Annotated in this window: 24 protein-coding genes and 1 pseudogene; 10 read left to right on the top strand and 15 right to left on the bottom strand. The window is 65.2% G+C overall.

Annotated features, from left to right (window positions below; translation table 11 throughout):
* Positions 1–41: 41 nt before the first annotated feature.
* Positions 42–782 (top strand): cupin domain-containing protein, encoded by a 741-nt coding sequence (locus SR3_RS23185; RefSeq protein WP_068091160.1) that lies wholly within the window; start codon positions 42–44, stop codon positions 780–782.
* 34 nt (positions 783–816) lie between these two features.
* Complete coding sequence (locus SR3_RS23180) at positions 817–1,482, top strand: haloacid dehalogenase type II (RefSeq protein ID WP_068091158.1); 666 nt, start codon at positions 817–819, stop codon at positions 1,480–1,482.
* A 100-nt stretch (positions 1,483–1,582) separates the two neighbouring features.
* Here SR3_RS23180 and SR3_RS23175 read toward each other — a convergent pair whose 3' ends face one another.
* The 6 genes from SR3_RS23175 to SR3_RS23150 all read right to left on the bottom strand — a co-directional run bounded on the left by SR3_RS23175 (position 1,583) and on the right by SR3_RS23150 (position 8,243).
* Positions 1,583–2,911 (bottom strand): NAD(P)/FAD-dependent oxidoreductase, encoded by a 1,329-nt coding sequence (locus SR3_RS23175; RefSeq protein ID WP_068091156.1) that lies wholly within the window; start codon positions 2,909–2,911, stop codon positions 1,583–1,585.
* Between the two features lie 43 nt (positions 2,912–2,954).
* Positions 2,955–4,415: an aldehyde dehydrogenase family protein gene (locus SR3_RS23170; RefSeq protein WP_068091154.1), complete on the bottom strand. Its 1,461-nt coding sequence runs from the start codon at positions 4,413–4,415 to the stop codon at positions 2,955–2,957.
* Positions 4,412–4,837 carry a RidA family protein gene (locus SR3_RS23165; protein WP_068091153.1) on the bottom strand — a complete coding sequence of 142 codons (426 nt, stop codon included), beginning with the start codon at positions 4,835–4,837 and terminating at the stop codon, positions 4,412–4,414. The genes SR3_RS23170 and SR3_RS23165 overlap by 4 nt, the downstream gene beginning before the upstream one ends.
* 4 nt (positions 4,838–4,841) lie before the next feature.
* The gene (locus SR3_RS23160) at positions 4,842–6,017 is read right to left on the bottom strand and encodes an alanine racemase (RefSeq protein ID WP_068091151.1); all 1,176 of its coding nucleotides are present in this window, start codon (positions 6,015–6,017) and stop codon (positions 4,842–4,844) included.
* 26 nt (positions 6,018–6,043) lie between these two features.
* Positions 6,044–6,910, bottom strand: coding sequence for a GNAT family N-acetyltransferase (locus SR3_RS23155; protein WP_068091149.1), 867 nt, complete (start codon positions 6,908–6,910; stop codon positions 6,044–6,046).
* A gap of 127 nt (positions 6,911–7,037) precedes the next feature.
* Positions 7,038–8,243 carry a DUF1624 domain-containing protein gene (locus tag SR3_RS23150; RefSeq protein ID WP_157099061.1) on the bottom strand — a complete coding sequence of 402 codons (1,206 nt, stop codon included), beginning with the start codon at positions 8,241–8,243 and terminating at the stop codon, positions 7,038–7,040.
* A 361-nt stretch (positions 8,244–8,604) separates the two neighbouring features.
* On the opposite strand from SR3_RS23150, the gene SR3_RS23145 reads away from it, so the two are divergent.
* A complete protein-coding gene (locus SR3_RS23145; protein WP_068091148.1) occupies positions 8,605–10,122 on the top strand; it encodes an ABC transporter substrate-binding protein in 1,518 nt (505 codons plus the stop codon).
* A 60-nt stretch (positions 10,123–10,182) separates the two neighbouring features.
* Here SR3_RS23145 and SR3_RS23140 read toward each other — a convergent pair whose 3' ends face one another.
* From SR3_RS23140 to SR3_RS23100, 9 genes are all read right to left on the bottom strand, one after another.
* Positions 10,183–10,884 carry a cupin domain-containing protein gene (locus tag SR3_RS23140; RefSeq protein ID WP_068091147.1) on the bottom strand — a complete coding sequence of 234 codons (702 nt, stop codon included), beginning with the start codon at positions 10,882–10,884 and terminating at the stop codon, positions 10,183–10,185.
* An 8-nt stretch (positions 10,885–10,892) separates the two neighbouring features.
* Positions 10,893–11,561, bottom strand: coding sequence for a haloacid dehalogenase type II (locus SR3_RS23135; RefSeq protein WP_068091146.1), 669 nt, complete (start codon positions 11,559–11,561; stop codon positions 10,893–10,895).
* A gap of 60 nt (positions 11,562–11,621) precedes the next feature.
* Positions 11,622–12,242, bottom strand: coding sequence for a hypothetical protein (locus SR3_RS23130; protein WP_068091145.1), 621 nt, complete (start codon positions 12,240–12,242; stop codon positions 11,622–11,624).
* The gene (locus SR3_RS23125) at positions 12,239–12,949 is read right to left on the bottom strand and encodes a HupE/UreJ family protein (protein WP_068091144.1); all 711 of its coding nucleotides are present in this window, start codon (positions 12,947–12,949) and stop codon (positions 12,239–12,241) included. Before SR3_RS23125 ends, SR3_RS23130 begins: the two co-directional genes overlap by 4 nt.
* 64 nt (positions 12,950–13,013) lie before the next feature.
* Positions 13,014–13,394, bottom strand: coding sequence for a hypothetical protein (locus tag SR3_RS23120; RefSeq protein WP_068091141.1), 381 nt, complete (start codon positions 13,392–13,394; stop codon positions 13,014–13,016).
* A gap of 25 nt (positions 13,395–13,419) precedes the next feature.
* Positions 13,420–14,151: a DUF4198 domain-containing protein gene (locus SR3_RS23115; protein WP_068091140.1), complete on the bottom strand. Its 732-nt coding sequence runs from the start codon at positions 14,149–14,151 to the stop codon at positions 13,420–13,422.
* A gap of 233 nt (positions 14,152–14,384) precedes the next feature.
* Complete coding sequence (locus tag SR3_RS23110) at positions 14,385–16,232, bottom strand: ABC transporter ATP-binding protein (protein ID WP_157099060.1); 1,848 nt, start codon at positions 16,230–16,232, stop codon at positions 14,385–14,387.
* The gene (locus SR3_RS23105) at positions 16,229–17,095 is read right to left on the bottom strand and encodes an ABC transporter permease (protein ID WP_084455853.1); all 867 of its coding nucleotides are present in this window, start codon (positions 17,093–17,095) and stop codon (positions 16,229–16,231) included. Before SR3_RS23105 ends, SR3_RS23110 begins: the two co-directional genes overlap by 4 nt.
* Positions 17,092–18,027 (bottom strand): ABC transporter permease, encoded by a 936-nt coding sequence (locus SR3_RS23100; protein WP_245654062.1) that lies wholly within the window; start codon positions 18,025–18,027, stop codon positions 17,092–17,094. The genes SR3_RS23105 and SR3_RS23100 overlap by 4 nt, the downstream gene beginning before the upstream one ends.
* A 356-nt stretch (positions 18,028–18,383) precedes the next feature.
* On the opposite strand from SR3_RS23100, the gene SR3_RS23095 reads away from it, so the two are divergent.
* The 7 genes and pseudogenes from SR3_RS23095 to SR3_RS23065 form a co-directional block, all read left to right on the top strand.
* Positions 18,384–19,202, top strand: coding sequence for a GNAT family N-acetyltransferase (locus SR3_RS23095; protein WP_169805698.1), 819 nt, complete (start codon positions 18,384–18,386; stop codon positions 19,200–19,202).
* Positions 19,203–19,213: 11 nt separating this feature from the next.
* Positions 19,214–20,677 (top strand): NAD-dependent succinate-semialdehyde dehydrogenase, encoded by a 1,464-nt coding sequence (locus SR3_RS23090; protein WP_218018877.1) that lies wholly within the window; start codon positions 19,214–19,216, stop codon positions 20,675–20,677.
* Positions 20,674–21,744 carry a tartrate dehydrogenase gene (locus tag SR3_RS23085; RefSeq protein ID WP_068091132.1) on the top strand — a complete coding sequence of 357 codons (1,071 nt, stop codon included), beginning with the start codon at positions 20,674–20,676 and terminating at the stop codon, positions 21,742–21,744. Before SR3_RS23090 ends, SR3_RS23085 begins: the two co-directional genes overlap by 4 nt.
* A 143-nt stretch (positions 21,745–21,887) precedes the next feature.
* Positions 21,888–23,267, top strand: coding sequence for an aminotransferase class III-fold pyridoxal phosphate-dependent enzyme (locus SR3_RS23080; protein WP_068091130.1), 1,380 nt, complete (start codon positions 21,888–21,890; stop codon positions 23,265–23,267).
* A gap of 39 nt (positions 23,268–23,306) precedes the next feature.
* Positions 23,307–23,804, top strand: a complete 498-nt coding sequence (locus SR3_RS23075; protein ID WP_068091128.1) for an Lrp/AsnC family transcriptional regulator — start codon at positions 23,307–23,309, stop codon at positions 23,802–23,804.
* On the top strand, positions 23,801–24,964 hold the full coding sequence (locus tag SR3_RS23070; protein ID WP_068091126.1) for a M20 aminoacylase family protein: 1,164 nt from the start codon (positions 23,801–23,803) through the stop codon (positions 24,962–24,964). Before SR3_RS23075 ends, SR3_RS23070 begins: the two co-directional genes overlap by 4 nt.
* A gap of 246 nt (positions 24,965–25,210) precedes the next feature.
* Positions 25,211–25,494, top strand: a pseudogene (locus SR3_RS23065) (TonB-dependent siderophore receptor); the annotation flags it as partial.

Below are 25,494 nucleotides of genomic sequence, written 5' to 3'. Positions count from 1 at the left end.
GGCCCGTCCGCCCGCTTCACGCCATCAGCGAAGGACCATCGATGACCATGCTCACGCCCCCTGCTGCGCAGGCAGCCCCCTCTTTTGTCGATCTCCGGGCCTTTGCCGCCGACCTTCAGGCCGGTGAGCCCGTGCCGGACGACGGCAATCCATGGGCCTCCTCGCGCCGTCTGCTGCCCATGCCGCCGGGCCCGGTCACCATCGCCGCCCTGCGGCTGAGCGCCGGATCGGGCCATGCCGTCGCCACGCCCTTCGATGACTATGTCATCCTCCTCTCGGGCCGCCTGCGCCTGAACGATGGGGCCGAAACGATCATCGAGCCGTCCCGCTCTTTCGTGGTGCCCGCAGGCATCGCCTTCGACTGGCAGGCCGATGACGACACGGTCGCCATCGTGATGCGCTGCCCCGGCGGCACATCCGATACCAAGGGGCTGGTCAAGGTGGACATCGACGCCCCGCGCACGCCGTCCGCCCCGCCCGCGCCCGAGGTCCTGCTGACCCCGACGCCAGACTGCCGCAACCACACCGACTATCTGTCAGCGACTGGCGAGTTCAAGGTCGGCAGTTGGGACTCCACCCCCTATCACCGCTCCGCCATCGACTATGGGCATTATGAAATGATGCTGCTGCTCGACGGCGAGGTCGAGTTCGAGGACGCACTGTCCGACACCAGCGCCACCTTCCGGGCTGGCGACGTCTTCGTCCTGCTGCGGGGCGCAAGGTGCAGTTGGAAGCATGAAGGCTTCTGCTCGAAACAATATGCCATCTATCGCCCCGCCTGATCGCCAAGCACCTGACCGCCAAGAGGACCATGCCATGACCTTTCGCCCCACATACATCAGCTTCGACTGCTATGGCACGCTGATCCGTTTCCGCATGACCGAGATGGCGCAGGCTCATTTCGGTGACCGGGTCTCGGCGGAAAACATGCCGCGCCTGATCGAGGACTGGGCACAATATCGCTTCGACGAGACGCTGGGCGCATGGAAGCCCTACAAGCAGGTGCTCATCAATTCGGTCGAGCGTCTGTGCAAGCGCTGGGGTCTGGAATACGACGAGGCCTTTGGCGCATCCGTCTATGAAGCCGTGCCCACCTGGGGCCCGCATGCCGATGTGCCGGGCGGTCTGGCCCCCATTGCCGACAAGATCCCGCTGGTCATCCTCTCGAACGCCAGCAACGACCAGATCCAGCGCAATGTCGACCAGTTGGGCGCGCCCTTCCACCGCGTCTACACGGCGGAGATGGCGCAGGCTTACAAGCCGCGCATGCAGGCCTTCGAATATATGTTCGACCAGCTTGGCTGCGGACCGGAAGAGATGATGCATGTCTCCTCCTCCTTCCGCTATGACCATAACACCGCAAAGGATCTGCGCTTTGGCTGTCAGGTCTTTGTCGGACGCGGGCATGAGCCGTCCAACGCCAATTACCGCGATATCGAGATCCCGCATATCGGCTGCCTGCCCGCCGTCGTCGGCCTGTGATCCCGGTCGGGCGAGGCGCAGGCTTCGCCCGATCCACCCGCCATCCAACGCATAAAAAAGGGGGCTTTCCAGCCCCCTTTTTCACTTGGATGTCATCGCCTCAGAAATCGGCCACCTCGACCCTTCCCCCCGGCATGAAGCGCAACAGGCTGTAGTCCTGCGGATCGACGATCGGCGCCGCCCCCGTCGCCAGATCGGCAGCCAGATGGCCGGCCCCCGGACCGATGCCGAAGCCATGCCCGCTGAAGCCCGCCGCCAGGATCATGCCCGGCACCCCGGGCACCTCGCCGATCACCGGAACGCCATCGGGCGTGCTGTCGACATAACCCGCCCATGAGGCCACCACCGGCACCTTGCGCAACGAAGGCACCAGTTCGGAGGCCCGCTCCTGCGCTTTCACCACAGCCACCGCATCGACCTTGGCGTCGAGAATGCGCATCGCCTCCATCGGCGTGGGCTGGTCCAGCCGCCAGCGCGTGACGCCCTCATGCCCCGCGCGCCAGCCATCGAAGCCACCGGGGAACAGATTGCGCCAGCGCTTGGCGAACATCGGCAGGAAATCGCGATGGAAGCGCAGAAACTGCGGCGTGGGATCCACCCGCGCCCGCCCGCTGACGGCCAGCGTGTGGATGCCCTCGCCCCGCCGCGTGATCGCCACGGATTTGCTGAAGAAGGCATCGGGCAGATGCAAAGCACTGGTGGCCACCGCCGCGATGGTCTGACGCACCGCCGCCTGAGGAAAACGCACGCCAAGCTGATAGCAGAAGGACGAGGCCCATGCCCCGCCCGCCATCACCACCAGCTTCGTGCGGATCGTGCCCTTCTCCGTGACGACCGCGCTGACCGCGCCGCCACTGGTTTCCAGCCCGCGCGCGGCGCAGCCCTGATGGACACTGCTGCCCATCGCCATCAGCGCCTTGGCGGCGGCTGGCGCGGCCAGCCCCGGATTGGCGATGCCATCGGTGGGGGACCATACGCCGCCGCGCCAGCTCTTGTCGGTGAAAGCCCCGGCGCGGGCCATGGCCTGCTGCGCGTCGAGCATATGGGTTTCCACGCCGACGGTGCGGGCGAAACGGCCCCAATTGGCCCAGGTCTCCAGCTCTTCCTCATTGTTGCTGGCATAGAACAGGCCGCAACGCTGAAAGCCGGTGGCCTCGCCGCTCTCCGCTGAGAATCGCTCCCACAGGTCGAGGCTCTTGGTCGAAAGCGGCAGTTCACGGGCATCGCGGTTCTGCTGGCGGCACCAGCCCCAGTTGCGGCTGGACTGTTCGCCGGCGATGACGCCTTTCTCGATCAGCGCCACCTTCAGGCCGCGCCGCGCCAGATAATAGGCGGTAAAGCTGCCGATGATCCCGCCGCCGATGACGACAGCATCCGCTTCGGCAGGCAGATGAGAAGAGGATTCGATGTAACGCAAGGGTGCAGGCATGGTCAGCGCCTTCTTTCATTGGGGCTCAAGGCAAAGGCTCGGATCAGGCAAAGCCCACGATAGCTTTGGTTTCCAGATAATCCTCAAAGCCCGGCAGGCCATATTCGCGCCCGTTGCCCGAACGCTTGTAACCGCCAAACGGCGCATGGGCGTCCCATGCCGGATGGTTGATATGGACCTGCCCCGTGCGGATGCGGCGGGCGACGGCGCGGGCCTGCTCCAGATCCCGGCTCTGCACATGGCCACCCAGGCCATAGACGGTGTCATTGGCCAGCGCCACGGCCTCATCCACATCGTCATAGGCCATGATGCTGAGCACGGGCCCGAAGATTTCCTCCTGAGCGATGCGCATGTCGGCGGTCACCCCGGAAAACACCGTGGGCCGGGCATAGAAGCCTTGCGACAGTCCCTCCAGCCGCCCCAGACCGCCGCAGATCAGCCGGGCGCCGTCGGCTATACCCGCCTCGATCATCTCCTGCACGCGGTTGAACTGGGCCTGATTGGCGATGGGGCCAAGCACCGTGCCTTCATCCAGCGGATCGCCCATGCGGATCTGCGCGACGGCGGCGATGGCCAGCGCCTCGACCTGCGCCAGCCTGTCACGCGGCACGATCATCCGCGTGGGGGCGCTGCAGGACTGGCCGACATTACGGAAGGCGGTCATCACCCCGCTCGCGACGACCGTCTCGAAATCGGCGTCGGGCAGCAGGACATTGGGCGATTTGCCCCCCAGCTCCTGTGTCACCCGCTTCACTGTCGGCGCGGCAGCCTGCGCCACCAGCACGCCCGCCCGGTTCGATCCGGTGATCGAGATCATATCGATGTCGGGATGGGACGCCATGGCGCCGCCGATCTCGGGCCCGGTGCCATTGACCAGATTGAACACGCCCGCAGGCAGACCCGCATCATGCAGGATCTGGGCGAACATGATGGCGTTGAGCGGCGACAGCTCGCTGGGTTTGAGCACGATGGTGCAGCCCGCGGCAAGCGCCGGGGCGACCTTCGCGGTGATCTGATAGAGCGGCCAGTTCCATGGCGTGATCAATCCGCAAACGCCAATGGGCTCGCGCACGGTGGCCGTCGTGCCGCGCAGCGTCTCGAAAGGATAGGCCGCCAGCACATCGATGGCCGCGCGCACATGGGCGATGGCAAAGGGCACATGGGCCGCGCGCGCATGGCTGATCGCCGCGCCCATTTCCAGCGTCAGCATCCGGGCCAGCGCTTCCGCCCGCTCCTGCATCAGCGCCTCGATGCGTTCGAGCCAGGCGATGCGCTGGGCCACCGATGTGGCCGCAAAGGCGGGAAAGGCGCGGCGCGCGGCAGCCACGGCGCGATCAAGATCAGCCCCGGTCGCGCCGGTCAGGCCGGCCACCACGGTTTCGCGCGAAGGGTCGATCACCGGCAGGCGCTCGCTTCCCGTCACCGGCAGCCACTGCCCGTCGATATAGGCATGATCGAGGCACGCCAGCAGCGCGGGGCTCAAGGGGTCGAGTACAAGGGTCATATCGGCAAGTCCTGCTCTTGAGGCCCGCAGGCCGCGATCGCGTCGATTTCCACCAGATAGCCGTAGTGCAGCTCGGGCACGGGCACGACGGTGCGCGCCGGGCGGACATCGCCCATCACCTCGGCATAGATGGCGTTGAAGCGTGGCCAGTTCTCCACGCCCACGATGTAGGCGGTGACCTTGACGATATCAGCCGGTCCCGCTCCCGCCGCCGCCAGAGCGGCCAGCATGTTGGCCAGGGCCTGCCGCACCTGCGCCTCGAAAGCGAGATCGGCGGTGTGCGTGCCATCGGGCCGGATGCCCAGTTGCCCGGCCGTGAAGACCAGATTCCCGACACGCGCGGCATGGCTGTAATGGCCGCCGGGGCGAGCCAGTGTTTCGGGCACGAGGGTCTGGACGGTCGGTGTCTTTGGCTTTGTCATCTGCTTACCATCCCCGCATGCGCGGCCAGTGCGCGACAATCGCGCGGCTGCCGGTCTCGACGATCTGATAGGTTTCGTGCTGCGCCCCGGTGGCGCAGGCGTGGTTGGGAAACACCCGGACCCTTTGCCCCAGCGCCAGCTCGGGCAAGGCCGCTGTGCTGCCCGGACGGATGGTGAGAATACCATGCTCCTGGCTGGCATCGCCGACGATTACATCGCCAAAGGGCACACCATCGACATCGCAGACCAGCCCATAGCCCTGATCGACCGGATGAGCCTGCGTGCCGCGATCGCGCGACAGGGCCATCCATCCGGCATCGGTCAAGATCCAGCCCTTTTGCGGGCGATGGCCGATCACGGTGGCCAGCACGGACAAGGCGATGTCATCGGTCGCGCAGACGCCGATCCCGTGCATCACCAGATCGAAGAAGACGAAGACCCCCGCGCGCACCTCGGTCACCCCATCGAGGTTGCGTGCAAAATGCGCCGTCGGGGTCGAGCCGACACTGACCACCGGGCAAGGATGGCCCTTTGCCCGCAAAGCCTGAGCCGCCCCAACGGCGGCAGCCCGCTCGGCCTCGGCCGCTTCGGGCAGGCCTGCGCCGTCGCGGCAAGCATAGGATTCCCCGGCATGGGTGAGCACGCCGCGCAAGGCGACGCCGCCGTCGCGCAGCATGTCGGCAATGAGGATCAGCGCGGGATCGTCGGGCAGCAATCCGCCCCGGTGGCCGTCGCAATCCACCTCGATCAGCACGGCGGGCATGGCCACGCCCCGGCCAGCGGCATCGGCCAGCGCCCCGGCCTGCTCGACGGAATCGATCAGCACGGTCAGATCGACGCCTTGCGCCACCAGCGCGCTGGCCCTGCCGATCTTCTCCGGCGCCAGACCGACGGCATAGGTGATATCGTTAAAACCATGCGACGCGAAATAATCCGCCTCGGCCAGCGTCGAGACCGTGATCGGCCCGCTGCCTTCGGGAAAGAAACGGCGGGCCACATCAACCGATTTGCCCGTTTTAACATGAGGCCGGAACTGGACACCGAGGTCTGAAAGACGCCCGCGCAGCCGGGCAATGTTGCGGTCGACCCTGGCAACGTCAAGGATCAGGGCTGGCGTGGCAATCGAGTCCAGGCTGGCTGTCTCGACGGTTACGGCGGGCTTGGTGGCGGTTTCGATCATGCTCGATCCTATGGACAAAAAGAGGGCTAACCCAGCGACTGGTTGGAAAGCGCGAAGACCGCCAGGCGACCGGACGGACCGCAGGGCGGCCCCTTGGCCATGGCCACCACCGCATCGACCTGCGGCAGGCCGATGGCCTCCAGCCAGGGTGACAGGTCGCTGCGGCGCGTGACGTCGATGCGCAGGAATCGGCCTTCGTGGTCGACGGCCAGCGCCGCGATGATGCTCCGCGCGTCCTCGCGCGTTTCCGCCACGACCGGCCCGATCACCACACCGCGCCCCCAGACGCGCGCGCAGCCATAGGCCTGCACCTCGCCATCGCGCTCCAGCACCTTGATCTGGCCGATGGCGCGCAGCGCCGCGATCAATCCGTCGCGATCCATCCCGCTCCCGGCCCTGTCCAGCGCGCGCAGCGCGGCCAGGTCATCGGGGCCGAGGGGGCGGATGACCGCATCGCTGTCGAGGCGCGGCGCCGCGGTCAGCACCGCCTGATGCTGGTGCACCGCGCCGCAAGGCAGGAAGCCAAGCCGCTCATAGAGGGGCAGGCCATCGGGCGTGGCATTGAGCACGATGCGTCGCCCCTCAAGCCGGGCGAGCAACGCGTCCATCAGCCGGGCTCCGATCCCCTGCCGCCGCGCCTGCGGCGAGACAATGACCATGCCGACCGAGGCCACATCGTCGCCATACGGCCACCACAGCGCCGTCCCCAGCACCTGCCCCTTATGTTCGGCGACCAGCCCGTGGCCAAGGTCAAGCGCGAAGGCCCAGTCCTCGCGCCGATAGGGCCAGTTCAGCGCGCGGGAGAGATCATGCGCCTGATCCAGATGCTGCTCGCACATCGGAACCAGCCGGATCGCCTCCTGCGTGGCGTGATTGATCGACAAGTGAACCATGATGCGCCCTTTGTCCTGTCAGCAGCCATGCCGCTGCCATGGCATCATAATGACCTTACGCGGTGACATCTGCCGGATTCCGGGAGAATGCGGCAGATGCTGCCGAGGCAAGGCCTTGCGCCCGATGTCAGAAATATCGGAGCCAGGTGATGTCGCGGCGACGCTTCTTGAGGCGCGAATACCAAGCGGTGGGCAGGTAGAAGGGCACGATCAGCCCGACATACCAGACCAGCACCCAGCCATAGCTGTCCAGCCCGAACAGCGGCCCCTTGTTGGGCCCCCAGATCGCGAAGGCCGTGTGATACAGCAGGCGCAGCGTGGTGAGATGCAGGATGTAGAAGAACATTGGTGCTCCGCCGAAGACGCCGAGGGCCCGCACCAAGGGCGCATCGCCCATCCGCTCCAGCACGGTGAGCAGGATCGCCCCGACGCCCAGCGTCAGCAGCAGGAAGTCGAGCGAGGGGGGATATTTGGTCAGCGAGAGGAAGCTGATGGCCGTGCGCAACGGGCTGCCCTCGACCGTGAACCAGGGGTGGTCGCCATAGCCGTTGTTCAAACGCAGCGCGACAAAAGCGGCCAGCAGGGCAAGGCCCAGAATGACAAGGCGACGCTGGCGAAGCTCCGGCGCGGTGTCGGGCGCAAACCACGGCCCGATGCCATAGCCCAGCGCGATCACGCCTACCCAGGCGAGGATGGGATAGCTGACCTTGGCGACCAGACCGAAGGGCAGCGCGATCGCGTCACGCTGGTGCAGTTCGGCCCAGGGGATGAAGAAAGGATTGTCAGGCGTCAGATGAATGCCATCGAGCAGATTGTGCCCGCAGACGATCACCAGCCCCAGCCCGATCAGCACCGGACGCGGCAGGCGGATCAGCCCGGCCAGAATGATCATGCAGACGCCGATACACCAGATCACCTGAAGCCACAGCGTCGGCTTGGCGATGCCCCAATAGATCGGCGAGAGATAGAACACCTCGATCGCCATCAGCAGCAGGCCGCGCTTGAAGAGATAGGCGGTGGTTTCCTGCAAGGTGTGGGTGCGATGGAACAGGAACACGCCAAGGCCGGTCAGCGCGACAAAGATCGGCGCGCAGAAGCTGACCGCGAACCGGGCGAAAGCGATGGCCGGCAGGATGGTGCGCGCATCGACCGGATCGGTGACGGGCACCTGCAGAAACCAGGTTTCACGCGTGTGATCCAGCAGCATCAGCACCATCACGAAGCCACGCAGGGCATCGATGTTCTGCAGACGCGTCTTCACGGTCACGGGGGCCTTGGGCAGAACGTGTTCGGAGGTTTGCGACCCTAACGCCGCGGCTGTTGCTGCGCCCATCTCATGCTCTTTCGCTTCTGCCGACGCCATCGTCGGCCGAACCATTAAAGCGGATTTTTCTGGCAACATATTCCGAATGTCACTGCGGCAAGCGGCCACCATGCGGTAGGATCGCCCGATTGCAGAATTTGCTGCCGTCATGCCACATGCGGCCAGAGACAGCATGCCATGCGGCGGGGATGACCCAAATCGACAGGAAGACGGCGAGGAGAAGGCGACAATCGGCACACACTACCGGCGCTTGCACGCGAAGATAGGCCAGGCGGCAAGCCCGATGGGCGAGCCGTAAAGCATCATGCCTTGCGGCATGGACCGCATCATGCCGTCCGGCATGGGGAGATTTGGCAGTATGAAGGCCCACATGTTCGATCGCCGCGGCTTCCTGGGCAGCAGCGCCGCCAGCCTGCTGGTCGCGGGCTGCACCTCGGCCAACAGGCGGCAGCCGGTCAAGGGCGGGCGCATTCGGGTCGCGGGCGCCACCAGCTCCACGGCGGACACGATCGACCCGGCCCGCCAGATGGCGGTGATGGACTATTGCCGCTGCAACATGTTCTATGACGGGCTCATCAAGCTCGACGAAAACCTGCGGCCCGAGCCCGCGCTGGCCGAGGCCATCGACAGCAAGGATGGCCGCGTCTGGACGCTGAAACTGCGCCAGGGCGTGCGCTTTCACGACGGCAAGCCGCTGACCCCGGCCGATGTCGTCTATTCCCTGCGCCGCCATAAAGACCCCTCGGTCGGATCGACGGCCCGCACCTTCATGTCGCAGTTCGAGGAGGTCGTCCCTTTTGGCGAGGACGGCGTCCGCATCACGCTGACGGCGCCCAACGCCGACCTGCCCGCCATTCTGGGCATCCCCCAGTTCATGATCGTGCGGGACCAGACGCGGTCCTTCACCACCGCCAATGGCACCGGCCCCTTCCGCTGCGCCGAATTCAACCCCGGCGTGCGCTCGATCTCCACCCGTTACGACGATTACTGGCGCGGCCCCGTCCGGCTGGGCGAGGTTGAGCTGTTCGCCATTTCCGACGAAAGCGCGCGGATCAACGCCCTGCTGTCGCATGATGTCGACCTGATTTCCGAGGTCAATCCGCGCATGGCCCGGCGCCTGAGCGAAACCGGGCTGAAGCTGCTGTCCAGCAAATCGGGCGGCTATACCGATCTGGTGATGCGGCTGGACCAGCGCCCGGGCCGTTCCCCGGCCTTTGTCGAGGGCATGAAGCTGCTGATGGACCGAGAGGCGATGCAGCAGGTGATCTTTCGCGGCTATGCGACGATCGCCAACGATCACCCCATCCCGCCGACCAACCGCTATTTCGACCCGAGCCTGCCCCAGCGCCCCTTCGACCCGGATCGCGCCGCTCATCTGTTCCGCAAGGCGGGGCTGGCGGGGGCCAGGATACCGGTCGTGGTGTCGGGCGCGGCGGTGCATTCGGAGGATATGGCCATGCTGATGCAGAATGCGGCGGGCAAGGCGGGCATCGGCCTCGACATCCAGCGCCGCCCCACCGATGGCTATTGGGCGCATAACTGGATGAAGGATCCGGTCGGTTTTGGCAATCTCAATGGGCGGCCCACGGCGGACATCATCTTCACCCAGCTCTATGCCTCGCATGCGGCCTGGAACGAGTCAGGCTGGCGCAACGAGCGGTTCGACCGGCTGCTGCTGGAAGCACGCGGATCGACCGACGAAGGCCTGCGCCACACCATCTATGCCGAAATGCAGCGGATGGTCCACCGCGAGGCGGGCGTCGGCATCCCGCTGTTCCTCAACATGATCGATGCCTACACGCCGCGCGTGAAGGGCATGGCATCGCGATCTCAGGGCGGGCTGATGGGCTATGATTTCGCATCGCATGTCTGGCTTGAGGATGCCTGACACAGCAAAACGGCGCGGCGTGATCGATCACGCCGCGCCGCCAGGGTTATGGGTCGTCCGTCAGGCGGCCGGACGCTGGGTGGCGTAAACCTTCTTCACATGCTCTTCGCTCAGCCAGGCGCAACCTTCGCCGCGCACGAAGAGAATGACATCGCCCGCCTTGTGGGTGACGCTGGCATGGGCATCGGTGAAGGTGACGCTGCCCTCCAGCAGATGCATCAGCTCGATCTGGCGATAGGGGTTCTGCTTGCGGTGATAGGGCGTGGAATCCCAGGTACCACAGACAAATTCGCGCGTGGCCGACCAATAGTCCGAATGGTTGCGGCAGGAGGGCGTCGGCCCCAGCAGCAGCTCGGCCAGTGGCGGGTTGGACGGGCTGAGCGGCGCCGTCTCGTCGATGATGACCGGTCCGTCCTGTGTCCCGACGGCATCCGCCGGAGCGCTGACGATGACCAGCAGGGCATCCTCGCCGGCCTGCCAGCCAAAGCTGCTGCCCACCGGCAGCACGCAACTGGCTCCGGTCGGCACGGCCAGCACGCGGTCGCCGAGATCCAGATCGAGGCGGCCTGCCAGCACGATCACGAACTCATCCGCGCCCAGGGTCTCCACCCGCCCCTTGCCGCGCGGGGCCAGCGCCGCGACCTGCGCCGCGCCGTCGGCAAAGGCTGGTGCGGCCCGCTCGGTCAGCCAGTCATGCGCGGGGACTGTCTCCCGCGCATAGGCACGCAGGTCGATCACCGCGCCGACGGCGGCTTGCGTCATCACGCCGCTCACAGCCCGACCAGCCCCGGCAGGCCGCCGATATCGGGAATTTCATGGACCTGATAATAGGGATTGAGCGGCTCATGCCCGCGATTGACGAAGGCTTTCATGGTGATGCCCATGTCGAAGGCCGTCATCAGATCATAGCGGAAGCTGGACGAGCAATGCAGCACATCCTGCGGCCCGCAACCCAGCGTGTCGAACATGAATTCGAAGGCCTTCATGCGCGGCTTGTAGGCCTGCGCTTCCTGCGCGGTGCAGACGGTGTGGAACGGCGCTTCCAGCTTTTCGACGCTGTGGGGGATCAGATCGACCATCGAATTCGACAGGATAACCAGCGGGATCTCGCCCGCAATGCGCTTGAGCGGCGCAACGACATCGGGGTGGGGCTTCCACGTCGGCACCGCCGCATAGAGCGCCTCGCCATCGCTGTCGCGATAGTCGATCCCCGATTTCTTGCACGAGCGCTGGAGCGCTTCGGCCACCACCTGCGCATAGGGGCGCCATGCCCCCAGCACCGCATCGAGGCGATAGGCCGAAAAATCGCGGCAGAAGGCTTCCAGCGCCTCACCGGCCAGCCGGTCAGCGTAGACCTGCCGGGCCACCGGGGCCATCTCGAAGTTGATGAGCGTTCCGTAGCAGTCGAACGTGATGAATTTGGGCTTCAGATAAGCCATGGGGTGCCCCCTTCCATATGTGCCGCACCCTGACCGTGAAACCGTTCAGGGCATGCCCGGTCAGTTCACCGGCGGGCGAATGAGCTTGCGATAGAAACCGCTGGTCTTGAGCGTCAGCGTCACGGGCGTCTCGCCCTGATTGCGCCAGTACCAGCCGTGAATGCCGTTGAAGGGCGCCATCAGGCTGCCCTGCGCCGCGCTCAGGCCTTTTTCCTTCCAGTAGGTGGTGGCTTCGCTGGCGGTCATCGACGTCTCGCCATGCATGTCCATCTTCACCGGGCCACTGGCGGTCCAGGAAAAGACGAATTGGTCGCCCGTCTGCATCTCGGCCTTGATCTCGGCACCGGCATGCGGGGCGATGGTCAGCGTCATCTGATCCTCGCGATAGGGCGTGGCGCGGATGATGCTGTCGCGGCTCTGCGGGCCGACCTTGACCGGAGCGGCGGCGGCCTGCGTCGGGGCCGCAGTGGCGGCGGGTTCGGCATCGTCCATCGCGCCGCTCAGCGCGGTCAGGCCGAGCTTGTGGCCGACCCCGGTGGGGTCGATGTTGTATTCGGCGGGCAGCACGAAAAGCGTGAGGATCGCCGCCCCCGCCACCACCGCCGCTGCTGTCGCGCGCAGGATGGTGCTGCCTTCGGCCTGATAGGGGATGGTCGGGTTGAGAAGGGTCTGGGAGGTCACGAGCCGCTCTCCATGGCAAATCCGGTGAGTTGGAAACCGACCAGCACCAGGCCGGCGGTCATCAGCAGGGTGTTGGCGATCACGACATTGCGCTCGAAGCTGCGCGTGCGGCGCCACAGGGTCATCAGGATCAGGATGATGCTCAAAGCGATGAACTGGCCCATTTCCACCCCGACGTTGAAGCTGACCAGATTGGCAAACAGCCCCTCGCGCGAGAGGGACAGGGTCTGCAATTTGGTGGCCAGGCCAAAACCGTGGAAGAAGCCGAAGATCAGCACCGCTGCCTTGGGGTTGGGCTCAAAGCCCAGAATCTTGCGAAAGGCCCCCAGATTGTCGAGCGCCTTATAGACCACCGAGAAACCGATGATCGCGTCGACGATAAAGGAATCCGCGCGAATATTGGCCAGCACGCCCAGCAGCAGCGTGGTGCTGTGGCCGACCGCAAACAGCGTCACATATTTGCCGACATCCTTCAGGCGATAGAGAAAGAAGATCACCCCGAAAAGAAACAGCAGATGGTCATAACCGGTCACCATATGCTTGGCGCCCAGGTAGATATAGGGGATGATGTTGATCCCCGGATGGGTCTGGATATAGGCCTTGTCGCCCGACGACACGCCATGGGCCAGAGCCGGATGCGCCATCAGCGCCGACAGGCCGAACGCGATTGAGCCGACGGCACAGGCCGCCCTTGCCGGGAATCTCATCCCGCCTCTCCCCTTTGGAAGCGCCGGTCCGGCATCCCCTTGAGGCATACCGGACGCGCATGCCTCACTTGATGATGAAGGTGCCGCCCAGATGTGCCTGGCTGGTCTTGTTGATCACCATGACGGCAACCTTCGCACCCGGCGCCAGCTTGAGCGCGGGGCCGTCGAAGCGATTGCCTGCGGCGGGCTTGAGCGGCACATTCTGCGTCTTGCCGCCGGTGTTGGTGGTGAGGCTGGCAGTCATGCCCGAGGCCGCGACCGGCTCATCGTCGTCGATGACATAGAGCTGGACACCGGCGGGCTTGGCCACCAGTTCAAACAGCGTTTCGCCGCTGGTGGTCACGATGCCGCCATGCTGGGGTTTGGTGAAACCATGGGCCAGCACGGGCGATGCCACCGACAGCGAAAGGACAAGCGCGGCGCAAGCCGCAAGACGATTGGTCATGAAACGACTCCGGTGTTGGGCCTGATTATTCGGGCTTGTGAGCAAGGGTGAAGGTCAGCGTCGCCGAATTCTCGATCCGGTCGTACTTCTTGGGGTTGTCGGTCGGACTGACGAAGACCGCCTCCAGCACGTTGAGGCCCTGATTGCGCACCACCATCGTCACCTTGCCCTCGGCATCAGTGGTGACGGGCGTCTGGTCGGGATCGTTGACCAGATCGTTGATGACCGTGGCGCCGACCGCAGGCTTGCCCTTGTAAAGCACCTGATAGGTCATCTTGCTGCCGAGCAGCGCGGGAATGGCGCCGACCGGCACGATCTGCAGCACCTGATCGGGCAAGGCCGGGATCGGCTTGTCGAGCGGGCCCATGATGGCGACCGAATATTTGTAGTTCTTTTCCGAAAGGGTGGAGGTCGGCGCCTCGTCACGGCCCTTGGGCTCGAACTCGCCGTTCACGCGTGACCAGATGCCGTTGAAGAACACCACCGAGAGCAGCGTGGGCTGCTGCTCGCTGTCCACCAGCACGATCGGCCCGGCGATGCGCGGCGTGGCCTTGATTGGCTGATAATTGGCATCATAGCCACCCATCTTCTCGATGAAAGAGAAACGCTTGACGGAATCGAGGTCATCGGCTCCCACGCCATAGATCAGCGCGGTCTGGCGGGCGCGCTGGGCGAACCACACGGCATGGGCATCGGCGGGCACATTGGCGAAGCTGGCGAAAAGGCTCGCTGCGATAACGAGTTTGGACCTGCGCATGGCGTTGGTGACTCCCGGTTTGGAACTGGATCTGACCCGGAAAGACTAGTCCGGATGGACGAAAGGATTCCGCCTTTTTGATGGCGCTCAAGAGCACATCGCCGCTTTCGACGGGACATCCACAGCATGATCTACCAGACCCTGAGGGGATGCCATGCCTGCCTGCCATTCCAGGGGAGCATGCCGCGGAAACCGACAACCGGCATATCCTGCCGACAGCATCCGACCCTCGGTCACGCCGGTATCGCGCCCTGTGCGATACCAGGCGTCGCCTGCAAGCCATCAAAGCCGCGATGGCAGGCGATTGTCTGTCCGGCACCGACATGGACCGCAGGATCGAGCACATCGCAGAGCCCTGGATGGGAAACCGCGCAGCGCTGAAAGAAGCGGCATCCCGCCGCATGGCCAGCGCCCGGCGTCGATCCGCATGAAAAGGCGCTGTTCGCGGCTTCCAGCCAACCGGGCCGCAATTCGGGCACCGAGGCCATCAGCAGCCTGGTATAGGGATGATGCAAGGGCCCTTCGAGCGCCTCATGCGAGGCCAACTCCACCGGGACGCCGCCGTAAAGCACCATCACCTCATCCGCGATGGCCCGGACGATACCGATGTCATGGGTGATGAACATATAGGCCAGCCCCAGCTCGCGACGCAGATCGATCAACAGATCGAGCACCGCTTCGGCAACCACCGGGTCGAGCGCGGAGGTCACCTCGTCGCACAGCAGCAGATCGGGCCGGGCGGCCAGCGCGCGGGCCAGATTGACCCGCTGTTTCTGCCCGCCCGACAATTCTCCGGGCAAGCGACCCGCCAGCGCGGCAGGCAGCCTGACCAGATCCAGCAAGCGGGCAACCTCGGCCTTTCGGTCCGCCCCTCGCAGAGCATGGAAGAAGGTCAGCGGGCGGCCGATCGCCTCCCCCACCGATACCGCTGGATTGAGCGCCGTATCGGCATTCTGGAACACAAGCTGGACCCGGCGCAACTGCTCCTTGTCGCGATGCCGGATCTCGCCCTCAAGCGTATAGCCGTCGAGATTGACCCGCCCCGATGCCGGGGCATGCAAGCCCGCCACCACGCGCGCCAGAGTGCTTTTGCCGCTGCCCGATTCGCCGATCACGCCCAGCACCTTGCCGCGTTCGATGGCAAAGCTGACCCCGTCGAGGATGCGCACCTGCGGATTGCCCTGCGCATCCACGCCGCCATAACCGGCGACGACATCGCGCATCTGGATCAGCGGCGGATCGCCGGCATCACGCGGCAGATCGGGCATGGGGGCCGCCGGAACGCGGGCCGCCGCCGCCGCGACCAGCGCGCGCGTATAATCCTGCCGGGGATGGAACAGGATCTCCTCGACCCGGCCCTGTTCCTGCACCATGCCATCGCGCAGCACGCAGATCCTGTCCGCGATCTGCGCCACCACGGCCAGATCGTGGCTGACATAGACCGCCGTCGTCCCCAGATCCCTGACCACCGCCTTGAAGGCCTTGAGCACCTCGATCTGGGTGGTGACGTCAAGCGCGGTGGTCGGCTCATCGAAGATCACCAGCGCCGGATCGGTGATCAGCGCCATGGCCGCCATCAGCCGCTGCAACTGCCCACCCGACACCTGATGCGGATAGCGGTCGCCCACCGTATCGGGGCGCGGCAGCGCCAGCGCGCGGAACAGGCCGCGCGCCTTGTCCTCCGCCGCCTCGCGCGTCATCAGCCCGTGGACCAGCGCCGGTTCGATCACCTGCCGCATGATAGGCAGCATGGGATTGAAGGCCGCCGCCGCGCTCTGCGCGACATAGGACACCACCCGGCCGCGCAGGCCCTGCAACCGCGCCTCCGGCAAGCTGTCGAGCCGGTGCCCCGCCACCTCAACGGTGCCATCCGAGATGCGGCATGCCCCGCGCGTATAGCCCAGCATGGAGAGCGCGATGGTGGTCTTGCCCGAGCCCGATTCCCCGATCAGCGCCAGCACCTCGCCGGGCTGAACCTCCAGCGAGATATCGCGGACGATGATTTTGTCCTGCCCCTGCGCGTCGCGCACCGAAATCTCCAGCCCGGTCAATCTGACCAGCGGATCGCCTGACAGGCTCATCGGCGTCCTCCCGCGCGGCGCCCGCCCGAAACGGCGTCGATCACCATGTTCATACCGATGGTCAGCGAGGCGATGGCGAAAGTCGGCACCAGCACGGCGGCCGCGCCGAAGCCCAGCCCGGCGATGTTTTCCCGCACCAGAGCCCCCAGATCGGCATTGGGCGGCTGCACCCCCAGCCCCAGAAAGCTCAAACCGCTGAGCAGCAGGGTGACAAAGACAAAGCGCAGCCCGAAATCGGCGGCCAGCGGCCCCACAAGATTGGGCAGGATCTCGCGCAGCACGATATAGGGCAGCGTCTCGCCCCGCGCCCGGGCGACGGTGACGAAATCAAGCACGGCGATGTTGCGGGCCAACGCCCGTGATGTGCGGAAGGCCCCCGGCGAATAGACCGTGGCCAGCGTCCCCACCAGAACCGGAATGGAGGCCCCCAGCGATCCGATGACGACCAGTCCGAACATCAGCGACGGCACGGCGCTGAGCGTGTCGAACAGCTTGCTGAAGATCGCGTCGACCCAGCCGCTGCTCGCCGCCAGCAGACCGCAAAAAACACCGACGGTGGCCGCCAGCAGCGTCGCCAGCAAAGCAATCGACACCGTAAAGCGCGACGCGATCAGCATCCGGCTCAGGACATCGCGCCCCAGATAGTCGCTGCCCAGCGGCAGGGTGCTGCTGGCCGGGCTGAACACGTCGAGATCGACGACCTGACCCGGCGCATGGGGCGCCACCATCGGCCCGACAAGGGCAACGATCAGCCAGAAGATGATCGTCGCTCCCCCGAGCAGCAGCGAAACATTCATCCGCCGACGCCGGACTTTGGGGGCCTGCGCCCCATAGGGCACCCCGGATTTTGGCACTGTGTTCATCGATGGCGCAGCCTGGGATTGCAAAGGATGGCAACGATATCCGCGCTGGTCACCAGCATCAGATAGGCGGCGGAAAAGATCATGGCGACGGTCTGGATCAGGGGCAGGTCGCGGGTGCTGACCGCGTCCACCATCAGTCGGGCCACGCCGGGATAGTTGAAGATCACCTCGATCACGATCACCCCGCCCAGCAGCACCGACAGGCTGAGCGCCACGGCATTGACGATCGGCCCGATCGCATTGGGCAGTGCATGGCCCAGCACCAGACGGCGGGGCGGCACGCCTTTCAGTCTGGCGGCCTCGACATAGCTGCTGTCGAGCGCGTCGCAGACGGCGGCGCGGGTCATGCGGATCATCTGAGCCATCACGACGCAGGCCAGACAGATCACCGGCATGGTGAACACACGCACCACATCATGCAGCGAGGAAAAGTCGCGGGACGAGGACAGCGCGGGCAGCCAATGCAACCGCACCGCGAAGATCAGCACCATCAGCGTGGCGATGACGAATTCCGGCACCGACACCACGCCGATGGTGGCCATGCTGATCACCCGGTCCAGCAGCGATCCGCGCCGGACAGCCGCCAGAATGCCCAGAAACAGCGCCAGGGGCACCGACACCGCGGCGGTCAGCCCCGCCAGTTGCAGCGAGGCCAGAAGGCGCGGCGCCAGCAGCGTGGAGACCGGCAGCTTCGTGATCAGCGAAACCCCCAGATCCCCCCGGAGCAAGCCCCCCAGCCAGCCCAGATAGCGCTGCCATGAGGGCTGATCGAGATGCATCGCCGCGCGCAGCCCCGCCAGCGCCTCGGGCGTGGCGTTCTGCCCCAGCATCGCCTCTGCCGCATCGCCGCCCATCAGCAGGGACATGGCGAAGACGACAAGCGACAGCAGAAACAGCGTCAGCAGCGCGCCGCCGACCCGTTTCGCGATCATGCCCATGATCCAGCGATCAGCCATTCACGGCACAATCGTCTGTCTGGAATCTGCCTGGATTCGCATGCCCCGCACGCCTGTTCTCCCTTGAAAAAACCGGACGGTATGGCGAAGAATCGGCCGCTTATGTCTGTCTGGCCGACTCTGCCCCGGCAGCATGATACGCCAAAGTTCCGGCATGATATTCCGGATCACGCCGCGTATCCGACGGATTGAACTGGAAGCCGCCCCATGCGCGGCAGCGAATGCTTGCCATTCGCCTGTAAAGCAAAGCCAAGAGAACGCGATGCGACAGCATCAACGCACAGGAGTATTCGATGGCGACAATGCCGGACCGCAGGCTGAAGCTTCGTCCGATGACCGCAACGGACGTGGCCTCGGTCCATGCCCTGTCGGTGGGTGAGCAATGGCCGCACCGCAAGCAGGATATTGCGAGCGCTCTGGCGCTGGGCGCGGGAACCGTCGCGGAAATGGGCGGCCAGATCATCGGTTCCGCGATGTGGTGGCTGCACGGGCAGGATTGCGCGACGCTTGGCATGTTCATCGTCGCCAAGCCATTTCGGAACGGCGGGATCGGGCGGATCGTGATGGACAATGTGCTCGACCAGATCGGCCAGCGCAGCGTCCTGCTCAATGCCAATCATGGCGGCCTCCCGATGTTCCGCAAATTCGGTTTCAACGGCATATCGGAAATCCTTCAGCATCAGGGTACGTCTTTCAGCGTACCCCTCTTGCCGCTGGGCGAGGGTGAGCGCATCCGGCCGATGGGCGAGCGGGACCGGGACAAGGTCACCGCTCTGGCGCAGGAAGCCACGGGACTCGAGCGCCCCTCGATCATGGCGGCGGTGCTCGACAAGGGGCATGGCGTCGTGCTCGATTCGGATGGCGAGGTGACCGGCTTCGCGCTCTTCCGACGTTTCGGGCGGGGTTACGTCGTCGGCCCGGTGGTGGCGCCGGACAAGGACCGCGCCAAGGGCCTGATCGCGCAATGGCTGGGGTCGCGCAGCGGCGAATTCATGCGCCTCGACATTCCGGGCGAATGCGGGCTGAGCGAATGGCTGGAGGAATTGGGCCTTGTCCGGGTCCATCGCTTCGTCACCATGGTGCGCGGCGACGAACCCACGCCATCGCGTCCGGGCCGGTCCTTCGGGATCATCAGCCAGGCGCTGTTCTGATGGAGGGCATCATGGATCTTCGCGACGCATCCCTGTTCGTTCAGGCCTGCCTGATCGACGGGCACTGGCGCCCCTCCGCCGCAGGAGAGACGCTGGATGTCATCAACCCCGCCACGGGCCTGGCGATCGGCACCGTGCCCTCCTGCGGGGCGGATGAAACGCGGGAGGCCATCCTCGCCGCGCAGAACGCCCTGCCCGCCTGGAAAGCACGCACCGCCGATGAGCGGGCCACCCTGCTGGAAACATGGCATCGGCTGATTCTGGCCAGCAAACAGGATCTGGCGCGGATCATGACCGCCGAACAGGGCAAGCCGCTGGCCGAGGCGGAAGGCGAGATCGGTTACGCCGCCTCCTTCGTCAAATGGTTTGCCGCCGAGGGGCGCCGCATTTCCGGCCATGATATCCCCGCACCGACCCCTGACCGCCGCATTCTGGCGCTGAAGGAGCCGGTCGGTGTCTGCGCGATCATCACGCCATGGAATTTCCCGGCAGCCATGATCACGCGCAAGATCGCCCCGGCTCTGGCGGCGGGCTGTACGGTGGTCATCAAGCCCTCGGAGCTGACGCCCTTCACCGCGCTGGCGCTGGGCCTCCTCGCCCAGCGGGCGGGCATTCCGGCGGGGGTCGTCAACATCGTCACCGGCCTGCCCGAGGGCATCGGCGGCGCGCTGACCGCCAGCCCCGTGGTGCGCAAACTCTCCTTCACCGGCTCGACGCGGGTCGGCTCGCTGCTGATGCAAGAGTCGGCGGGAACGCTCAAGCGGCTCAGTCTGGAGCTGGGCGGCAATGCGCCTTTCATCGTCTTCGACGATGCCGATCTGGACGCCGCGGTCGCGGGCGCCATGGCCAGCAAGTTCCGCAATGCCGGCCAGACCTGCGTCTGCGCCAACCGCATTCTGGTGCAGGCGGGCATCCATGACCGCTTCGTCGCGCGGCTGGGCGAGGCGGTGAACGCTCTCAAGGTGGGCGACGGGCGCGACAGCACGACCACCATCGGCCCGCTGATCAACCCTGCGGCCGCCGACAAGGTCCATGCCCATCTGGAGGATGCCCTGGCCCTTGGCGGCCAAATCGCGGCCCAATCCCCCGCCCCCGACCTGCCGACCTTCGCGCGGCCCGTTCTGCTGACCGGCGCCACCACCGGGATGCGGCTCGCCAGTGAGGAAACCTTCGGGCCCCTCGCCCCGGTGTTCCGCTTCGAGCGGGAGGAAGAGGCGGTGGCCATGGCCAATGCCACGCCTTTCGGCCTCGCCAGCTATTTCTACACCAATGATCTGCACCGCGCCTGGCGTGTGGGCGAAGCCCTGGAGTTCGGCATGGTCGGCCTCAACACCGGTGCCATCGCCATGGAAATGGCGCCCTTCGGCGGCATCAAGGCCTCCGGGCTGGGGCGTGAAGGCGGGCGTGAGGGGATCGAGGAATATCTCGAGACAAAGGCCTTCCATTGGGCCGGCCTGAAAGGATTCGGAGCATGAGCAAGACCTATCGCATCGCCGTGCTGGCCGGCGACGGCATCGGCAAGGAGGTGATGCCCGAGGGGGTGCGCGCGCTCGAAGCCGCAGCAGCAGCCCATGGCATCACCATCGAGCAGCAGTGGCACGACTTCGCCTCCTGCGATTATTACGCGCAGCATGGCACCATGATGCCCGAAGACTGGAAGGCGCGGATCGGCGATGTCGACGCCATCTTCTTCGGCGCGGTCGGCTGGCCCGAGACGGTGCCCGATCACGTCTCCCTGTGGGGCTCGCTGATCCAGTTCCGGCGCGAATACGATCTCTATGTCAATCTGCGCCCCGCGCGGCTGATGCCCGGCGTGCCCTGCCCGCTGGCAGGCCGCAAGCCGGGCGACATCGACATGATGATCGTGCGCGAGAACACCGAGGGCGAATATTCGGCCATCGGCGGCATCTCCTTCCCCGGCACCGAGCGCGAGATCGTGCTGCAGGAAACCGTGATGACCCGCCATGGCACCGACCGCATCCTGCGCTATGCCTTCGATCTGGCACAGGCGCGGCCCCGCAGGCATCTGACCTCGGCCACCAAGTCGAACGGCATCGCCATCACCATGCCCTGGTGGGACGGGCGCGTGGAGGAGATGGCCAAGGCCTATCCCGATGTGCGCACCGACAAATACCACATCGACATCCTGACCGCCCAATTCGTGATGAACCCCGATCGGTTCGATGTGGTGGTGGCCTCCAACCTCTTCGGCGACATCCTGTCCGATCTGGGCCCGGCCTGCACCGGCACCATCGGCATCGCGCCTTGCGGCAACATCAACCCGGATCGCTCGATCCCCTCGGTGTTCGAGCCTGTGCATGGATCGGCGCCCGACATTGCGGGCAAGGGCATCGCCAATCCGGTCGGCCAGATCTGGTCGGCCGCCATGATGCTGGAACATCTGGGCGAGTTGGAGGCCTCGGCCTCGATCCTGCACGCCATCGAGACGGTGCTGGCCACGCCCGCAGGGCGCACGCGCGATCTGGCGGGCGGCGCATCGACGCTGGAATGCGGCAAGGCCATCGTCAGCAACATCGGCTGAGTCGTCGGCCCGGCCATGGGCAGCATAAAATGCTGGAGCGCGGCGAAGTTCGGCACGCCGCGCTCCGCTCTGGCCGGGAATTCAGGGCATCTCGCTTTGCCAAGGGGATAGACTGGGCAGGACGACACCACCCGAGAGGTCCCATGCTTGCCAACTCCCTGATCGAAAGCGACCGTCGCCACCTGATCCACCCCGTTTCGGCCTATCGCGCCCATGAAAAGCGCGGCGCGACCGTGCTGTCATCGGCCAGGGGCATGTATCTGACCGATGCGGAAGGGCGCGAGTTGCTCGATGCCTTCGCCGGCCTGTGGTGCGTCAATGTCGGTTATGGACAGGAAAGCATCGTGGCCGCCGCCAGCGAGCAGATGCGCCGCCTGCCCTATGCCACCGGCTATTTCTCCTTCGCCAGCGAACCCGCCATCCGCCTGGCCGAGAGGCTGGCTGACCTGTCGCCTCCGGGTCTGGACAGGGTCTATTTCACGCTGGGCGGTTCGGATGCCGTCGATTCCGCGATCCGCTTTATTGTCCATTATTTCAATGCCACGGGCCGCCCGGCCAAGAAGCATATGATCGCGCTCGACAAGGGTTATCACGGTTCGTCGAGCAATGGCGCGGGCCTGACCGGCCTGCCTGCCTTCCACCGGCAGTTCGATGTGCCGCATCGCTGGCAGCATCATATTCCGGCGCCCTATCCTTATCGCAGCCCGGTGGGCGAAGACCCGCAGGCGGTGATCGACCTGTCGGTCGCCCAATTGAGAGCCAAGGTCGAGGAACTGGGCGCGGAGAATGTCGCGGCCTTTTTTGCCGAGCCGGTTCAGGGATCGGCGGGCGTCATCGTGCCGCCCAAAGGCTGGCTCAAGGCCATCCGTGAAACCTGCCGCGAGCTGGACATTCTGTTCGTCGCCGATGAGGTCATCACCGGCTTCGGACGCACCGGCCCGATGTTCGCCTGCGAGAGCGAGGGGGTGACGCCCGATCTTATGACTCTCGCCAAGGGGCTGACAGCAGGTTATGCTCCGATGGGGGCGGTGCTGATGAGCGAACAAATCTATGCCGGAATGGCCGATGGGCCTGACAACCATCTGCCCATCGGCCATGGGCAGACCTATTCCGGGCACCCGGTCAGCGCGGCCGTGGGGCTCGCGGTCATGGATCTCTATCTGCAAGGCGGGATTCTGACCAACGGGCAGGTGCGCGCCGTGCAACTCGAGAAAGGGCTGGCGGCGCTGGCCGACCATCCGCTGGTGGGCAACATTCGCACGGCAGGCATGCTGGCAGGGATGGAGCTGGTGGCCGACAAGGTGGCAAAAACCCCATTTACATCAGCACTTAACATCTCTGACAGACTGTCCCGCGCGGCTTATGAGCGGCGCCTGATCTTCAGGGCTTTCGGCGATGGCACCATCGGCCTGGCCCCGGCGCTCAGTTGTGACGAAGAGGATATGGACACATTGTTGCAGCGTCTGCGCGCGACGCTGGACGATGTGCTGGATCATGCTGAAGTCCGGGCGGCCATCGCCTGACAGGAGTTCAGCCAATAAGAGCGGGAGAAGCACAACGCGATGAGCCTTAATCCAAAACTTGATCGACTGGATTTCAGGATCCTCGCGCAGCTCCAGCGTAACGGCCGCATGTCGAACGTTGATCTCGCCGATGCGGTCGGCCTGTCGCCCAGCCCGTGCCTTGCGCGGGTCAAGCGGCTGGAAAAGGCCGGCTTCATCATCGGATACAGAGCCCAGCTCGCGCTGGCCAAGCTGGGTTCCACCCTGACGGTCTTCACGCAGGTGACGCTCAAAGACCACCGCATCCGCGATTTCACCAAGTTCGAGCAGCGGGCCGCCAATGTCAGCGAGATCGTCGAATGCCATCTGGTCAGCGGCGGTTACGACTATCTCGTCAAATTCATCACGCGCGACGTCTCGCATTATCAGGCCGTGATCGAGGAAATCCTTGAAGGGGATTTCGGCATCGAAAAATATTTCAGCTTCATTGTGATCAAATCGCCGGTCATCAAGTGCCACGATCCCATCGAAACGCTGTTTGAAGAGCAGATGCAATGATCGATCTGAACGGGATCGCGGCCCTTGTGCCCGATCTGACCGCCTTGCGCCGCGACATTCACGCCCACCCCGAACTCGGCTTTTGCGAGCATCGCACCGCCGGCATCGTCGCCGATGCGCTGCGCGCGCTCGGGCTTGAGGTGACCGCCGGGCTTGGCGGGACGGGCGTGGTCGGCGTCCTGCGAAGGGGCACGTCCAACCGCATGATCGGTCTGCGCGCCGATATGGACGCCCTGCCCTTCGACGAACAAACCGGGCTGCCCCATGCCAGCACCCATGCGGGCGCTTTCCATGGTTGCGGGCATGACGGTCACACCGCCATGCTGCTGGGAGCCGCGCGCCATCTGGCGGCACAGGGCGGCTTTTCCGGTGCGGTCGCCTTCATCTTTCAGCCCGCTGAGGAGGGACAGGGCGGCGCACGCGAAATGATCCGCGACGGCCTGTTCGATCTGTTCCCGTGCGAGCAGGTCTTTGCCATCCACAACTGGCCCGACCTGCCCGCGGGCGCCATTCGCACCCGCCCCGGCCCGATCATGGCCTCGGCCGACAAGTTCCAGATCACCATCGAGGGACGCGGCGGCCATGCCGCGCTGCCTCATGACACGCCCGACGCCTTGCTGGCGGCGGCCGATCTGGTCCAGCAGCTCAACACGATCGTCTCGCGCCGCGTGCCGGCCACGCAGGCCGCTGTGCTGTCGGTGACGAAGATCGCGGGCGGCCATGCCCATAATGTGATCCCCGCAAGCTGCGAGATCATGGGCACCGTCAGAACCTTCGATCCCGAGATCCAGGACCGTATCGAGGCCTCGATCCATGCCATGGCGCAGGGCGTTGCCGCCTCCACCGAGACGACCATCCGCGTCGACTATGATCGCTATTATCCCGCCACGATCAACGATGCCGATGCCGCCCGCGATGTGCTGCAAGCCGCCCGTCTGGTGTCCGACGATGTGGCCGAAGCGCCCGCCCCCGCCTTCACCTCGGAGGACTTCTCCTTCATGCTTCAGCAGCGCCCCGGCGCCTATATCTGGCTGGGCCAGAAAGCCCCCGATCACAATCAGCCGCTGCACCATCCGCGCTATGATTTTAATGATAGTGTCATCGTTCAGGGTGTAGCGCTGTTGACTGCGCTTGTTGTGTCGCGGCTGCCCGAATCCTGATCGTGGTCCTCAAAGGGCCTGGCAGCATTTCCTGCGTAAACCACCCGCTCATTCAGCGATAATGCGGTCTGCCGGGCCTCACATTGCAATCTAATTCTATAAGCTGCGCTCATACTCGGTCGTGCCAACACCGGTTGCAGAAGATGCGATCAAAGGCGCCCGCCGAGAGGGCATCGCGCCTCCCCATCACCACATCTTCGCGAAACCAGAAGGAAGGCATCATCGATTGCTCGTCCGGGGGTTACCATGCGCACATCCAGATCCACGCTTCGAATTCAGCTTTTCTGCGCCACGGCCGCCATCGCAGCCGCATCGATCCCCGCCTGCGCCCAGGCTGCGGATGAACCGGCCACAGAGTCCAGGGACGATACCACAAGCATCACCGTCACCGGGATGCGTCAGCCTTATCTGGGCACCACGCCCCTCAAGCAACTGCCGCAAGTCGTCCAGACGATGGATGCGAAAATCCTGCAGGACGCCGGGCTGACCACCCTGTCGGGCGCGCTGGATTTCGTGGCGGGCGTGGCCCG

This window comes from Novosphingobium rosa NBRC 15208 (assembly GCF_001598555.1).
Classification (GTDB): Bacteria; Pseudomonadota; Alphaproteobacteria; order Sphingomonadales; family Sphingomonadaceae; genus Novosphingobium; species Novosphingobium rosa.
The sequence above is the reverse complement of the archived record's forward strand: the minus strand, read 5'-3'. Positions and strand labels throughout refer to the sequence as shown.